The following is a 13,633-nucleotide window of genomic DNA, read 5'->3' on the forward strand; positions in this document are numbered from 1 at the left end:
CCTTTCGTGAACGCTTTGTGAGCGTGTCACGCCCGTTATTACTAAAATTCTGTGCCAACCTGTTTTTACAACGTCTGCTGTTTGCGGTCTATTGCATTGGAAATAAAAAAATGGTTCTGTTTTAACCTGTACCTTTGAGCGCATGTCAACGCTTAAACGATCGGGATCGGCGGATCTTCCGCTGCATTATGGGGCCGTGCCACCGTGGCTTGCCGCGCGTATGAGCAAGCTGGGGCTGGCCATCACCGAGGCAATCCTGGCAGAATACGGTAAGGCGGAAGTGCTGCGACGCCTGAGCGACCCGTTCTGGTTTCAAAGCCTGGGGTGCGTGCTGGGTATGGACTGGCATTCATCGGGCATTACCACCGCCGTCATGAGCGCGTTAAAACGGTCTATCAACCCGCACGCAAAAGAGCTTGGCATTTACATCTGTGGAGGGAAAGGCAAACAGTCGCGCGAGACTCCCGCGGAGCTGCTGCAAGTAGCCGAACGCACCGGGCTGCCGGGCGACTACCTCGTACGCTGCAGCAAACTGAGCGCAAAAGTTGACAACACGGCCGTGCAAGACGGCTTTCAATTATACCTGCACTCGTTCATTGTCAGTGACGAAGGACAGTGGGCGGTTGTGCAGCAAGGCATGAGCCCTGCAAGTGCTACCGCGCGTCGTTATCATTGGCATTCGGCGTCGCTTCAATCTTTTGTCGATGAGCCACATGCCTCTATCTGTGGTGAAAGCCAGGGACAGATCTTAAATATGGTGGCGCACGATGCCGGCGGTGCCCGCACGTCTATTCTCGGGATGACACAAGAGTCGCCTGCAGCCATGATGCGTGAGATCCAGCAACTGGTGATGCCGTCGCACCACGATGTGCGAACAGAAGATGTTGACTTGAAGCGCCTGGGCGCCATGCTCTGGCTGGCTCACGAGAAAACCCCGAAAGATTTTGAAGAGCTGTTATTGCTGGAAGGACTCGGACCGCGAACATTACAGTCGCTCGCATTGGTAAGCGAAGTGATTTACGGTACGCCGTCGCGCTTTACGGACCCTGCGCGTTTTTCATTTGCACACGGTGGCAAGGATGGGCATCCGTTTCCCGTGCCGCTAAAGGTATACGACGAAACGATCTCCACGCTGAAGGTAGCGGTGGAGCGGGCGAAGATCGGAGAGACCGATCGCCAGCAGGCCATTCGCAGCTTGTCGGAGCTGTCCTATCGCGCAGAGAAAGATTTTATACCGAATACCAATTTAGACGCGGTGATCGAGCAGGAGCGGAACGAATCATGGAAACACGACGGGCGCACCGTGTTTGGTCGTGCCAGGCCGCCGCGGGGCGGACAGTTGAAGTTGTTTTAAGAGGGCAATAAAAAAGCCGTCTCGACGTGAGAGACGGCTTCTTCTTTTTAACAGGTTGTAGCTGTTAATAGATAAACCTTTTCAGCATGTTCTCGATCTCTTTGTAGAACAGCTTTTCGTTTCCTTCAGAAAGGGCAGCGCTGCCGGTCGCCTGGAAGTCGTCGAGGATAGGTTTGTACCACTCCACATCTACGGGCGCAATCAGCATCTTCTTCAATTCTCCCTTGATAAACTCCACCTTCACCGGCGAAAGGTCGGTGATCTTGTAATGATCCGCTACATATGCCGCGAGGCTTCGTTCATCCAGAAAATCTTTGATCAGGTCGTTGCGTAACTTACGAATGACGTCGACAATGTCGGTCGCTTCGTTTTCAGTCGTTGAAAAAGTCTTGGGGTTGCTCATATCTGGAGGCATAATTAGAAAAATGATATAAAATCGAGGAGTACTATTTTAAAATGTATTTTAATATATTGCTGAAAGGGGCGCATTTTTATCGAAGGCCAAATTGCTCATTGACAATCATTTCGCGAGCACGTCGCACGACCAGAAAACTTTGTGCCATGCCGTGTGCGATGAACCACGCAGCTTTTTTTAGCTTTGGCGATGTAGCTTGCACAGCGATGACTACGTTCGGGGGTGTTATGTTCCCAATTTCAGATATTTCTACTAAAGAATTATTTAATGGCTTACATGAAGAATATTGTTTTGTTTCTTTTCTGCTCGTGTGTGGCATGCCCGGTAGCGGCACAATCATCCAATCCTGCACCCGGCAATCCCGTGTTTCCTGGCTGGTATGCTGACCCCGAAGGAATTATTTTCGGCAAAGAGTATTGGATCTATCCTACATACTCGGCGCTATACGAACAACAAGTATTCTTCGATGCCTTTTCGTCACGCGACCTCGTGCATTGGAAAAAGCACCCCCATGTACTCGATACCGCCAACGTAAAATGGGCGCGCCGCGCGGTGTGGGCGCCGTCGATCATAGCCAAAGACGGTAAATATTATATGTTTTTTGGCGCCAACGACATTCAGAATGATCAGGAGCATGGTGGTATCGGCGTAGCAGTAGCCAATCGCCCCGAAGGCCCTTTTAAAGACCTGCTGGGTAAACCCCTGATTGATAAATTTCACCACGGCGCACAGCCCATCGATCAGTTTGCCTTTAAGGATAAAGATGGTTCTTATTATCTCTTCTACGGCGGCTGGCGTCATTGCAACGTCGCCCGGTTGAAAGACGACTTCACCGGCTTCAAACCCTTTGACGATGGCGAGGTGTTTAAGTCGATCACCCCCGAAGGATACGTGGAAGGACCTTTCATGTTTATTCGCAACAATAAATATTATTTTATGTGGTCGGAAGGAGGGTGGGGAGGCCCCGACTATTCAGTGGCCTATGCCATTGCCGACTCGCCCTTCGGACCTTTCAAACGTATCGGTAAGATTCTGCAGCAGGATCCTGCCGTGGCCACGGGTGCAGGGCACCACTCGGTTATGCACGACGAGAAAAAAGATCAGTGGTATATTGTCTATCACCGTCGTCCGCTGGGCGATACCGGTCGCGACCACCGGGTTACATGCATCGACCGCATGTATTTTGACGAGCAAGGCATGATAAAGCCTGTAAAGATCACACACGAAGGTGTGGGCGTTTCGCCGCTGAAGTAATCGGCGCGACTAGGGCACCAATACCAGCGGGATGGAAAGACGGCCTACCAGGTCGTCGAACATTTCTTTGTTTACGACGTGCATGCTTTTATCCATGACAAGAAACGAGATGTGATTGTGGCGCAGCTGGTCCGTGATGCGGTCGGCCATAAAGCCAATCTCCATCTGAAAGTCGTACGACAACAACGGGTCTGCCAGGTATTCTTTTTCGAGCAGCTTAAAGTGCTGCAGCGAGTCCTCTTCGATTTTCCTTTTCATCTCCAGGGCATGGCCGTGCGTGGGTTTGATGAGCCGGTAGGTGTAGAGAATGGTAAGGTGCTCGTCAAACTGACGGGCAAGACTGACGGCCCACCGAAGGGCGTGCAGCGACGACTCCGAAAAGTCAATTGCGCACAGAATCCGGTTGCTGGTAAGGGGGATAGCGTCTGTAGGCGTTTTCACTCGAGGCTTATTCACATACGAACTTAGGTGTCTTTTAAAAGGTTAGAGCCGATTTAAGTCAATACTGAAGCTGATTTTTGTCATATTCGTGTCAGCCAGTAATTGCAATACTTGTATGATGGAAAACGCACTTCCCATATCCTTTGAATCGAATGATGCTTTCCGGGAGATTTTCCAAAGTATGTCCGAGGGTATCCTTATGGTGGATGAGACGGGTAAGATCATCACAGCCAACGTTGTGGCCGAACACCTCTTTGGCTATGAGAAGAACGAGATGAACGGCATGCAGCTCGAGCAGTTGTTGCCAGAGCGCTATCGGGGGCGGCATATGTCATTCCGCCGCGAGTTTAATGAACACCCCGAGCCGCGCCGCATGGGCATAGGCCGCGACCTCACGGCGCTGCGAAAAGACAGCCGTGAGTTTCCCGTGGAAATCAGCTTGAGTTATACCCACCTGAAGGGCAAGCTGTACGTCATGGCCTTCATCAGCGACATCACCCTGCGCAAAAAATCCGAAGATGCCCTGCGCCGCAGCGAGGAGCAACTGATTGTCTATGCTGTTGAGCTTGAGAAAAAAGTCGAGAGCCGCACGCAGGCGCTGAACGGTATGGTGGAGGCATTGGAAAAAGAAGTGCAAGACCGCAAGCGTGCAGAAGAAGACGCGCACCATGCGTTGGGCAAAGAGCGGGAGCTGAACGAGCTCAAGTCAAAGTTTGTTTCGATAGCCTCGCACGAGTTTCGCACGCCGCTAAGCGCTATACTGAGCTCCGCGTCGCTCGTACAACAGTACAGTGAAAAGCAGGACCAGGAAAAAGTGCACAAGCACGTGCAACGCATTAAGACTTCCGTTAAGCACCTGACGTCTATTCTCGATGACCTGCTGTCGCTCGGTCGCCTGGAAGAAGGTAAGATCGAAATGTCGCGTGAGCGCATCGACCTCTCGCCGTTCGTGCAGGAGGTAAAAGAAGAGATCAGCTCGGTCTTGAAAGAACAACAGCAGATCCTGTTGCTCTGCCCGCCCGCCGCGGAGCCTATTTATTCCGATGCACGTATTCTGCGTCACATCCTCTTCAATTTGATCTCCAATGCCAGCAAATATTCCGATGTAGGCAAACGCATTTTTATCGAATGCCAGCGCCATCCTGACCATGTCTCTTTTTCCGTGCGCGACGAAGGCATCGGTATACCCAAAGACGAGCAGAAACATTTGTTCGACCGGTTCTTCCGCGCGAGCAACGCCGGCCAGGTACAGGGCACAGGCCTGGGGCTCAACATCGTGAAACGCTATGCCGACCTGATCGGTGGCAGGATAAGCTTTACCAGTGAAGCCGGTACCGGCAGTATATTTACCCTTGTAATTCCAGATACGTATGAAGAAAATTCTCTTAATTGAAGACAACGCCGACGTGCGTGAAAACACCGACGAGATTTTATCGTTGGCAGGCTACAATGTCGTGACTGCACCGAATGGCAAGAACGGCGTAGAGCTGGCCATGCAGGAGAAACCCGACCTCATCATCTGCGACATCATGATGCCCGAGCTGGACGGCTATGGTGTGCTGCACATTCTCAGCAAGAAGGATGAGACAGCCGGCATTCCCTTTATATTCCTGACGGCAAAGACCGAAAAGACCGACATACGTAAAGGCATGAACCTGGGGGCGGATGATTACCTGACCAAGCCCTTCGACGATACGGAACTGCTCAATGCTATTGAAGCCCGCCTGCGCAAAAGCGATCTGCAACGCAAGCTCTATGACACCACCGAGGAGGGTCTCGATAATTTTATTCGCGATGCCCGTCAGGTGCTGCACTTGGAGGATCTGTGTAAAGACAAGAAAGTAAAGCCGTTTAAAAAGAAAGCAGAGATTTTTGCGGAAGGCGATACGCCGCTGTATGTATTCTTTGTGCGGTCGGGTAGTGTGAAAGTCTTCAAGTCGCATCCCGACGGAAAGGAGTTAATCACCAATCTCTACAATGCCAACGACTTTTTTGGCTTTGAGGCGGTGCTATCGGGTAATGTATATCACGAATCCGCGATTGCGATGACGGATTGCGAGTTGATTGTAATACCCCGCCATGACTTCCTCACGTTATTTCAGGCACACCCGGATGTATCCTCCAGCTTTATTTCGATGCTCTGCAAAAAAGTAGCGGAGCAAGAAAATCAGTTATTACACCTGGCCTACAACTCCGTGCGGCAACGTACGGCCGAAGCCCTGCTCAAGGTCGACCAACTCCGCGATGCCAGACAGAACATTCAGATCTCGCGTGATGACCTGGCCAAGATCGTCGGCACGGCATCGGAATCTGTTATTCGGGTGTTGTCGGATTTTAAAGACGAGGGACTGATCGAAATAGAAGGCGGCAAGATCCGCATTGTGCAGGCTGCGAAGTTAGAGAAGGTAGTTCGTTGGAACGTGGCCCGCTAGCGACACAACATGATATCCGTTTCCGCATTCGTGGCCGCAGGCGCAGGATGTGTCAGCCATACGCGGGCAATGAGCAGAACGGCGGAGACCACGAGTAAACTTGTAGTTAAAACCCGGGTAGAGATATGAAAGGAACGGGCGACCCATAGGAATACCGAGGGAAGCCCGATCATCGCGGGCGCCGTGCCCAGGCCAAACAGCAGCATAAAGTTAAAACCATCGAGCGGTCCCCGCAGCGTGATGCAATACGACCACGCTACCGCAGTGAGGCCACAAGGGAGCAGGCCGTTTAACATACCCAGCCACGCCGTTGTCAGAAGCCCTTTCTGCTGCAGCAATACACCTAAATGTATTTTGAGGAATGACGCCAGCCGCATCCAGACGCCGGAGAGTATAGGTATTTTCCAGGCATAGGCACCGGTGACAGCCATGAGTAACAATACGAGGCCTGTTAGGAGGGAAGCAATGGTTTGAAAATTTCCAAGGGGCAACCATGCGCCGATACTGCTGATCGCCGCTCCGATTATCGCGTACGTGAGAATCCTGCCGCCGTTGTATAGCAAGCGGGCGCGCCACACGCGGGCGTTCCGTACGGTCGCGGCCATGGCGAGCGGGCTACACATGCCTGCGCAGTGGATGCTTCCCGCCAGGCCGATGATCAGCGCCGTGAGCCACATAAGCGTATTGTTAGAGGTGAATGATTTCTTCGTGGTAGAATTCGCGGCCTTGCATGCGCCACGTCATGCGAGCGCGATACATGCCTTGCGGCAGGTTGCTGCCGAATAGTTGCGTGGTCTCCGGCGTGGCTTTTAGTACAAAAGCTCTATCGGCGGCAGCATTCGCCGGACAGAATAACTTCAGCTCGCCGGATTCGATGTTGGGCAGTTGGTCAAACGACAGTGTCAGCCCGTGTTGTGCCGAGGTGGAAATAACAGGCTTGTTCGCCAGTTGTGCCGTGTTGGCTATGCGGTCGATTTGGTCCTGGTATTTTAGCTCTTCCTGGTAATAGTTTTTGCTCACCAGGCTTACGTCTTGCCGTATGCAGACCGTTACCAGTACGGCAATGAATGCCGCAAACAGAATAAACGCCAGGATAATACTTTTTCCCCAGTTCATGATTGTAGGTTTTAGTGTGACTGTTCGTCTTTCAGACGGCTGTTGACATCGGACGAAGACCGGACCGGACCAATGAATTTGACTTTTGCACGGTCCAGCAGCTTGCCGGTCTCGCGATGGTATATTTCCAGGTGTACTATCGTGCGGGCGGTTTTTATATTCTCTTCCGGTATGCGTATAAAGAATACGGTTTTGAGCATGCCCTCGGCGGGCAGCAAGATATCTTCACCGTCTACTTTTTGAAGTTCGGCCGTGGCCGGGGATACTACCCGTACCGTTATGGGCACAGCATCGAACGACTTATTGATGAACTCTACATTATATAGATTTGAGATATAGCCGTCACCCGGTTTTTGATACAACGTGCCCGATACCTTCAATACAGTCGTTTCAACGTCAGAGCGTGTGGCGAGTGTGAAGCCCAGCAATGCAACAATCGCCGCCAGCACTGCTGTGTAGGCCATCAAACGCGGCGTCAGGATTTTGGAGCTACCTTTTTCAATCGCGGCGGCCGAAGCATAGCGGATCAGTCCAGTGGGTTTGTTGACCTTTAACATTACATCATCGCACGCATCGATGCAGGCCGTACAGTTTACACACTCCAGTTGTGTGCCGTTGCGAATATCAATACCGGTAGGGCAGACGTGAACACACAGCTTACAATCCACGCAGTCGCCTTTCGGCGCTTCCACCGTTTGTTTCTTGCGCAGCTGTCTGCGCGGCTCACCCCGCAGCCAGTCGTACGCCACGACAATCGACTCTTTGGTCAGAAGCACGCTTTGCAAGCGGCCGTAAGGACACACCGCTATACATGCCTGCTCGCGAAAGCGTGCATAAACCCCATAGAAGATTGCCGTGAAGGCCACGAGCCCAAGAAAGCCCGCCAGGTTGTTCATCGGCGACTGGCTCGCGATGGCCAGCGTTTGGTTCGTGCCGATCATGTACGCCAGGGCGGTATGCGCAATGATGACAGAAATGATAAGAAAGATCAGGTGCTTGGACGTCTTCTTCCATACCTTCTGGAAGCTGATCGGCGCCGCGTTTAACCGGCGTTGCGCCGGGGCGTCGCCCTCAATCCAGTATTCTATCTTGCGGAAGACCATTTCCATAAACAACGTCTGCGGACACATCCATCCACACCATACACGCCCGAAGGCCAATGTAAAGACGATGATGAAGATAAAGAATGCAATGAGAATGAGGGCCAGTAGCACAAAGTCTTGCGGCCAGAACGCCTGGCCGAGGATGACGAATTTCCGTTCGAATATATTAAATAGCAAGAACGGTTGACCACCAATGCGGAGAAACGGACCGGCGAAGAATATTGTCAGGAGGAGTATGGTGACGGCAATACGCCAACGGTGAAAGGTGCCGGCGGGTTTCTTGGGATAAATCCAGATACGTTTGCCTTGCCCGTCGACTGTGGCGATGGAATTCCGGAACTCTTCGTTGAATTGATATACTTCGTCGGTCATAACATGATGCTTTAGAGCGATGCTTGCGGCGCCGCCGCGGTGCTGTCAGTCGTCGCTTGTGTTTCCTGGAAGATCTCACCTTGTGGCGCCTTTCCGTTGGCAGGATTGCTGCCCTGCAGGCTCATAACATAAAAGGTCACATCGCGTACATCCTGCGGGCTAAGCGTTTTACCCCAGGCCGGCATGCCTTTCTCGACAACACCCGCCTTGATGGTGTTGAATATGTTTTGGACGCCACCACCGTGCAGCCAGTAGGCGTCGGTCAGGTTCGGACCGATCGTGTTACCACCGCCGTCGGCCCGGTGACACGATCCGCAGTTGTTATTGGCAAAAACGCCTTTACCTTTTTCCAGTGCCGCCGCGTCTGCGGTATATTTCAGTGTGTTGACGTCTATCTCTTCTACCGGCTGAGCGGCTTTGCGCGCACGCATTTGTTCGTCAGCAATCGCCACTTCCCGGTCATACTCTTCCTGCTGCAGTGGCAGGTTGCCATAGAGATGGTAGGCAACAAGGTAGGCCAGTGCCCAGACCACGGTACCGGCGAAGAGCCACTTCCACCATGGCGGCAAGTGGTTGTCCAACTCACGAATGCCGTCGAAGTCGTGTCCCAGGTCGATGTCCTGCTCTCGCGCGAGCGGTACCGAGGCATTTGCCTTCTGCACAACCCGTTGCCAGAAGCTGCTCGGGGGTACATACGTGATTCCCTGTTTTTCGGCGCGTTCTTTCGCGGTTAAGTTGATAAGTACATTCAACACGCGTAGCAGCGAGAAACATACTACCACGACCAGGATTGCCACAATGGCAGCAAAGAATGATAACGCGTAGAGGGGCATGAGGGGGTGATTGACGGGATCGTCCCAGAAGCCCGGTGCTGTAGCTGCGGGTGATGTATCTGCGGCCAGACCAGTGGTGGCCGCCAGCAGGCCTCCCGTGAGTAACGTAATAGATGAATATTTCATACCGCTATACATTAGAAGTGTTGGAGATCGTGTCGTCGTCGGTGGCTTCCACAGGCAGGTTCTTCATCTTGTCGATGAACTTCCTGTCGGCGGTGAACACATACCACAGCAGGCACAGAAAGAAGAGGAAGAAGATAACGAATGACACTACCGGCCAGATCGCTATGTTGTCGATGTTTTGCAATACGTTCTTATACATATAGGGAGTCGGTTATTGGTTGGCGCCTAGGGCTGCTTCGTCGGCAGGAGCTGCTTTGATGTCCGTGCCCAGTCGTTGCAGGTAGGCAATGAGCGCGATGATCTCGGCGTCCGATGCTACTTCAATGCCGTCGGCCTTCAGCGATGCCGTGATAGACAGGGCTTGTTTTTCGAGGTCTTCGTTGGCGATCTCTTCAAACCCTTCTTCATACGGCACACCTACTTTGCGCAGCGCGGTGATCTTGCCGCGGGTTTCGGTTTTGTCGATGGTTTGCTCCGACAGCCACAGGTATGCCGGCATGATCGAACCTGTAGACACCGCGTCGGGCGCCAGCATGTGGTTGTAGTGCCAGCTGTTGGAGTACTTGCTGCCGATACGGTGCAGGTCGGGACCGGTGCGTTTCGAGCCCCACAGAAACGGGTGGTCGTACACGAATTCTCCGGCCTTGGAATACTCGCCATAGCGCTCGGTCTCCGAGCGGAAGGGGCGAACCATTTGCGTGTGACAGTTCACGCAGCCTTCACGAATGTAGATGTCGCGGCCGTGTAGCTCAAGCGGCGTATAAGGTTTGACGCTACTGATCGTAGGGACATTGGACTTCACCAGGAACGTAGGGATCATCTCCAATGCGCCCCCGATCAGAATAGCGATCAAGGTCAGTACTGTAAAGAGTACGGGCTTGTGTTCCAGCAAGCGATGGTGCCAGCCACCACTGGTGGACACATAGCCTTTTGTAAGCGGCATGGCTTCAGCGTCTTCGTTTGCCAGGAAGCTACCGGCATAAGCCGTCTTGATCAGGTTATAGGTCATCAGGATGGCACCGCTAAGGTAGAGGGCGCCACCGACCGCACGCAGGGCGTGCAGGGGCAGTATTTGCACCGTCGTTTCCAGGAAGTTTTTATACATCAGCATGCCTTCTGGATTAAATTCCTTCCACATCAGGCTTTGCACGACGCCCGATACATACATGGGCAGCGCATAGAAGATGATGCCGAGCGTACCCAACCAGAAGTGCACATTGGCCATCCGCGTCGAGTACAGTTTGGTGCGCCACATGCGGGGAACCATCCAGTACAGCATGGCAAAGGTCATGAAGCCGTTCCAGCCCAGCCCGCCCACGTGCACGTGTGCCACAATCCAGTCGGTAAAGTGGGCAATCGCGTTAACGTTCTTCAGCGACAGCAGGGGGCCTTCCAGCGTAGCCATGCCGTATGCTGTCACGGCTACTACCATGAATTTCAAAACCGGATCTTCGCGTACCTTGTCCCACGCACCCCGCAGCGTCAGCAGACCGTTTAGCATACCACCCCAGGACGGAGCAATAAGCATCAGCGAAAACACAGTGCCGAGTGATTGTGCCCAGTCGGGCAGTGAAGTATATAGCAAGTGGTGCGGGCCCGCCCAGATGTAGATGAAAATGAGTGACCAGAAATGGATGATAGAGAGTCGGTAGGAGTACACGGGGCGATTTGCCGCCTTTGGCAGAAAGTAATACATCATGCCCAGGAAAGGTGTCGTGAGGAAGAACGCCACGGCATTGTGGCCGTACCACCATTGCACGAGGGCATCCTGCACGCCGGCATAGACCGGGTAACTTTTAAAGAGGGTTACGGGTATCTCAAACGAATTGACCACGTGCAGTACCGCCACCGTAATAAATGTCGCGATGTAGAACCAAATGGCTACATACATGTGCCGCTCGCGGCGTTTGATGATCGTGCCCAGCATGTTCCAACCGAATACTACCCAGATCACCGTAATGGCGATGTCGATGGGCCATTCCAGCTCGGCGTATTCCTTGGAAGAAGTGAACCCGAGCGGCAGTGTGACAGCTGCGGCGACAATGATAAGCTGCCAGCCCCAGAAGTGGAGCCAGCTGAGGCGGTCGCTATACATGCGGGTCTTGAGCAGACGCTGCATGGAATAATAGACACCGGCAAACATCGCGTTGCCCACAAAGGCAAAGATGATGGCATTGGTGTGCAGAGGCCGTATGCGTCCAAAAGACGTATACTGCAGATCGAAGTTAAAGACCGGGTAGACCAGCTGAATAGCCGCCGTCAGGCCCACCAACATCCCCACCAGCCCAAAGACCACGGTGGCAATGATAAAGGCTTTGACGATCCGGTTGTCGTAACTGAATTTGTCAAGTTCCATGCGCGTTAGCAGTTTGTTCTCTAATTTTTTGTGACCTAAAATTAGAGTACCCCCTCACCACCCCGTATGACCCACGTTAGTGGCCTCCCTGATTTTTATCAGTCCCTCTTTATATCGATTCTAAATGCGTGGATTTGGTGTCAGGTTTTGCTGGTTAGACGGCCGTTTCATGCACAAGGCAGCAACCATGCTGCGAATGTTTGCTGGCGCAAGAGTAAGCGCGAAGCGCGGCTCTTGTGACTACAACTGTTGCCAGTCTTAGACTGGCGAAGCCTGCATTTTAAACTATTCCCAACTCAAATAGCCCGACTAAAAACCGGTGTCATTCCGCTCTGCTGCCTTCTCATTCTCTTATCAAACACATAACAAACATTTCGTATAAACGCCCTTCCATTTTCAGTAACCCACAACTCATCTTCCCTGAACTCCACAATTCCATCCATCTCCAATTCCCGCAACCCCAGCGCTATCCCTTCATCCAAAGCCTGCGCTAATAATGCGCCACCAAGCTTCCCCTGACACGCAATTTCCAAAATACACCGCCGCAACAACCGATCTTCATCTGTTTGCAGGTGCCCCTTCAACAACGGCAGATGGTGCCCCGCCACGGCAGCTTCATACTCCTCCACGCTTTTACTATTCTGCGCGTAAGCATACCCCGCATCACTAATAGACGAAGCACCCAACCCCACCAACAGTTGCGTATGGCTTGTGGTATATCCCATAAAATTCCGATGCAACGACCCTTCCTGCGCTGCCCTATACAGCGCGTCGGACTCCAGCGAAAAGTGATCCATCCCGATGTCATGATACCCCGCCGCATGTAGCAAACGCCGGCCCGTCTCATAAAGCAGGCGCTTAGTAGCATCGTTCGGCAGGTTGGCATCCTCATATCCCCGTTGTCCCGGCTTCAACCACGGCACGTGCGCGTAGCTATAAAAAGCAATGCGGTCCGGCCGCAGCTGAATCACCTGGCGGAACGTTTCAGCAATCGTCTCCACCGTCTGGTAAGGCAAACCATAGATCAAATCAAAACCAATCGAATCATACCCAATCCCCCGGCTGTTCTGCACGGCCGTCTCGACATTTACAAAAGGCTGTATACGATGTATCGCCGTTTGTACCGTAAGATCGAGATCTTGCACCCCATAGCTCACGCGGCGAAAGCCCAGGTTGTACAGTGTCTGCAAGTGCTCTGCCGTCGTGTTATTTGGGTGCCCTTCAAAGCTAAACTCCCGCTGCGGATGCAGTGTACACGAATCAAGGATCGTATGCAAAAGCGTATGCAGGTTCTGCGGGCTAAAGAACGTTGGCGTACCGCCGCCCAAATGCAGTTCCCGTAATTGCGGTTTTTTACCAAAGATATAACGATACAGCTCCCACTCTGTCAATACACTGCGTAGATAACGTTCTTCCACTGCGTGGTTCTTTGTAATGCGCGTATTGCAAGCGCAATAGGTACACAGACTCTCGCAGAATGGTAGGTGTATATACAGGCTGATGCCCTGGCTGTCGTTGGTTTCATCAAACACTTTTTCAACGGCCTGTATCCATGGTTTAGCAGAGAAATCATTCACGTTCCAGCACGGCACGGTGGGGTAGCTGGTATACCGGGGCACCGGCACGTCGTATTTTTTGAGCAGCGAAGTTTCGGGAGCAGTGATCATGACACAGGTTTATTGTCGTCTTTTTTCTGATCAAAGAGCATGCGGACCGAAGGCGTATACATGTCGTCGTATTGGCCGCTTTTGATATTCCAGAAGAACACCACCAGGAATGCTACCGCGATAGTGAGACTGATCGAAATGAGCAATATAATGATCATCATGAC

The 13,633-nt window shown here is 52.5% G+C and carries 14 protein-coding genes; 4 read left to right on the forward strand and 10 right to left on the reverse strand.

Annotation, left to right across the window (positions count from 1 at the left end):
* Positions 1-142: 142 nt before the first annotated feature.
* The gene (locus K7P01_RS31250; RefSeq protein ID WP_267298530.1) at positions 143-1,354 is read left to right on the forward strand and encodes a DUF763 domain-containing protein; all 1,212 of its coding nucleotides are present in this window, start codon (positions 143-145) and stop codon (positions 1,352-1,354) included.
* 64 nt (positions 1,355-1,418) lie between these two features.
* Here the strand turns inward: K7P01_RS31250 and K7P01_RS31255 are convergent, their stop codons facing one another.
* A complete protein-coding gene (locus K7P01_RS31255; RefSeq protein WP_254084596.1) occupies positions 1,419-1,757 on the reverse strand; it encodes a hypothetical protein in 339 nt (112 codons plus the stop codon).
* A 288-nt stretch (positions 1,758-2,045) separates the two neighbouring features.
* Here K7P01_RS31255 and K7P01_RS31260 point away from each other — a divergent pair, with 288 nt between their 5' ends.
* Positions 2,046-3,023, forward strand: coding sequence for a glycoside hydrolase family 43 protein (locus K7P01_RS31260; protein ID WP_267298531.1), 978 nt, complete (start codon positions 2,046-2,048; stop codon positions 3,021-3,023).
* Positions 3,024-3,032: 9 nt separating this feature from the next.
* Here the strand turns inward: K7P01_RS31260 and K7P01_RS31265 are convergent, their stop codons facing one another.
* A complete protein-coding gene (locus tag K7P01_RS31265; RefSeq protein ID WP_267298532.1) occupies positions 3,033-3,464 on the reverse strand; it encodes a universal stress protein in 432 nt (143 codons plus the stop codon).
* Positions 3,465-3,579: 115 nt separating this feature from the next.
* On the opposite strand from K7P01_RS31265, the gene K7P01_RS31270 reads away from it, so the two are divergent.
* Together K7P01_RS31270 and K7P01_RS31275 are read left to right on the forward strand one after the other, a co-directional pair.
* Positions 3,580-4,857: a PAS domain-containing sensor histidine kinase gene (locus K7P01_RS31270; RefSeq protein WP_267298533.1), complete on the forward strand. Its 1,278-nt coding sequence runs from the start codon at positions 3,580-3,582 to the stop codon at positions 4,855-4,857.
* The gene (locus tag K7P01_RS31275) at positions 4,835-5,896 is read left to right on the forward strand and encodes a response regulator (RefSeq protein WP_267298534.1); all 1,062 of its coding nucleotides are present in this window, start codon (positions 4,835-4,837) and stop codon (positions 5,894-5,896) included. Before K7P01_RS31270 ends, K7P01_RS31275 begins: the two co-directional genes overlap by 23 nt.
* Here K7P01_RS31275 and K7P01_RS31280 read toward each other — a convergent pair.
* The 8 genes from K7P01_RS31280 to ccoS form a co-directional block, all read right to left on the reverse strand.
* Positions 5,893-6,573, reverse strand: a complete 681-nt coding sequence (locus K7P01_RS31280; protein WP_267298535.1) for a sulfite exporter TauE/SafE family protein — start codon at positions 6,571-6,573, stop codon at positions 5,893-5,895. The genes K7P01_RS31275 and K7P01_RS31280 overlap by 4 nt on opposite strands.
* 10 nt (positions 6,574-6,583) lie before the next feature.
* The gene (locus K7P01_RS31285; RefSeq protein ID WP_267298536.1) at positions 6,584-7,012 is read right to left on the reverse strand and encodes a FixH family protein; all 429 of its coding nucleotides are present in this window, start codon (positions 7,010-7,012) and stop codon (positions 6,584-6,586) included.
* 11 nt (positions 7,013-7,023) lie between these two features.
* Positions 7,024-8,487 carry a cytochrome c oxidase accessory protein CcoG gene (gene ccoG / locus K7P01_RS31290; protein ID WP_267298537.1) on the reverse strand — a complete coding sequence of 488 codons (1,464 nt, stop codon included), beginning with the start codon at positions 8,485-8,487 and terminating at the stop codon, positions 7,024-7,026.
* Positions 8,488-8,498: 11 nt separating this feature from the next.
* Positions 8,499-9,446 (reverse strand): cbb3-type cytochrome c oxidase N-terminal domain-containing protein, encoded by a 948-nt coding sequence (locus tag K7P01_RS31295; RefSeq protein ID WP_267298538.1) that lies wholly within the window; start codon positions 9,444-9,446, stop codon positions 8,499-8,501.
* A 4-nt stretch (positions 9,447-9,450) separates the two neighbouring features.
* Entirely contained in the window at positions 9,451-9,645 is a 195-nt protein-coding gene (locus tag K7P01_RS31300; RefSeq protein WP_267298539.1) for a hypothetical protein, read from the reverse strand.
* Between the two features lie 12 nt (positions 9,646-9,657).
* A complete protein-coding gene (gene ccoN / locus K7P01_RS31305) occupies positions 9,658-11,802 on the reverse strand; it encodes a cytochrome-c oxidase, cbb3-type subunit I (RefSeq protein ID WP_267298540.1) in 2,145 nt (714 codons plus the stop codon).
* A gap of 296 nt (positions 11,803-12,098) precedes the next feature.
* Positions 12,099-13,469, reverse strand: coding sequence for an oxygen-independent coproporphyrinogen III oxidase (gene hemN, locus K7P01_RS31310; RefSeq protein ID WP_267298541.1), 1,371 nt, complete (start codon positions 13,467-13,469; stop codon positions 12,099-12,101).
* Positions 13,466-13,630 (reverse strand): cbb3-type cytochrome oxidase assembly protein CcoS, encoded by a 165-nt coding sequence (ccoS, locus tag K7P01_RS31315; RefSeq protein WP_267298542.1) that lies wholly within the window; start codon positions 13,628-13,630, stop codon positions 13,466-13,468. Before ccoS ends, hemN begins: the two co-directional genes overlap by 4 nt.
* Between the last annotated feature and the right edge of the window lie 3 nt (positions 13,631-13,633).

The sequence above is a fragment of the Parachryseolinea silvisoli genome (assembly GCF_021190955.1).
GTDB lineage: Bacteria > Bacteroidota > Bacteroidia > Cytophagales > Cyclobacteriaceae > Ohtaekwangia > Ohtaekwangia silvisoli.

Coding starts and splice junctions, on each gene's coding strand:
- ccoN (WP_267298540.1), bottom strand. CDS start 11,802: ATGGAACTTGACAAATTCAGTTACGACAACCGGATCGTCAAAGCCTTT.
- ccoG (WP_267298537.1), bottom strand. CDS start 8,487: ATGACCGACGAAGTATATCAATTCAACGAAGAGTTCCGGAATTCCATC.
- K7P01_RS31280 (WP_267298535.1), bottom strand. CDS start 6,573: ATGTGGCTCACGGCGCTGATCATCGGCCTGGCGGGAAGCATCCACTGC.
- K7P01_RS31275 (WP_267298534.1), top strand. CDS start 4,835: ATGAAGAAAATTCTCTTAATTGAAGACAACGCCGACGTGCGTGAAAAC.
- K7P01_RS31255 (WP_254084596.1), bottom strand. CDS start 1,757: ATGAGCAACCCCAAGACTTTTTCAACGACTGAAAACGAAGCGACCGAC.
- K7P01_RS31260 (WP_267298531.1), top strand. CDS start 2,046: ATGAAGAATATTGTTTTGTTTCTTTTCTGCTCGTGTGTGGCATGCCCG.
- K7P01_RS31270 (WP_267298533.1), top strand. CDS start 3,580: ATGATGGAAAACGCACTTCCCATATCCTTTGAATCGAATGATGCTTTC.
- hemN (WP_267298541.1), bottom strand. CDS start 13,469: ATGATCACTGCTCCCGAAACTTCGCTGCTCAAAAAATACGACGTGCCG.
- K7P01_RS31250 (WP_267298530.1), top strand. CDS start 143: ATGTCAACGCTTAAACGATCGGGATCGGCGGATCTTCCGCTGCATTAT.
- K7P01_RS31300 (WP_267298539.1), bottom strand. CDS start 9,645: ATGTATAAGAACGTATTGCAAAACATCGACAACATAGCGATCTGGCCG.
- K7P01_RS31285 (WP_267298536.1), bottom strand. CDS start 7,012: ATGAACTGGGGAAAAAGTATTATCCTGGCGTTTATTCTGTTTGCGGCA.
- ccoS (WP_267298542.1), bottom strand. CDS start 13,630: ATGATGATCATTATATTGCTCATTTCGATCAGTCTCACTATCGCGGTA.
- K7P01_RS31295 (WP_267298538.1), bottom strand. CDS start 9,446: ATGAAATATTCATCTATTACGTTACTCACGGGAGGCCTGCTGGCGGCC.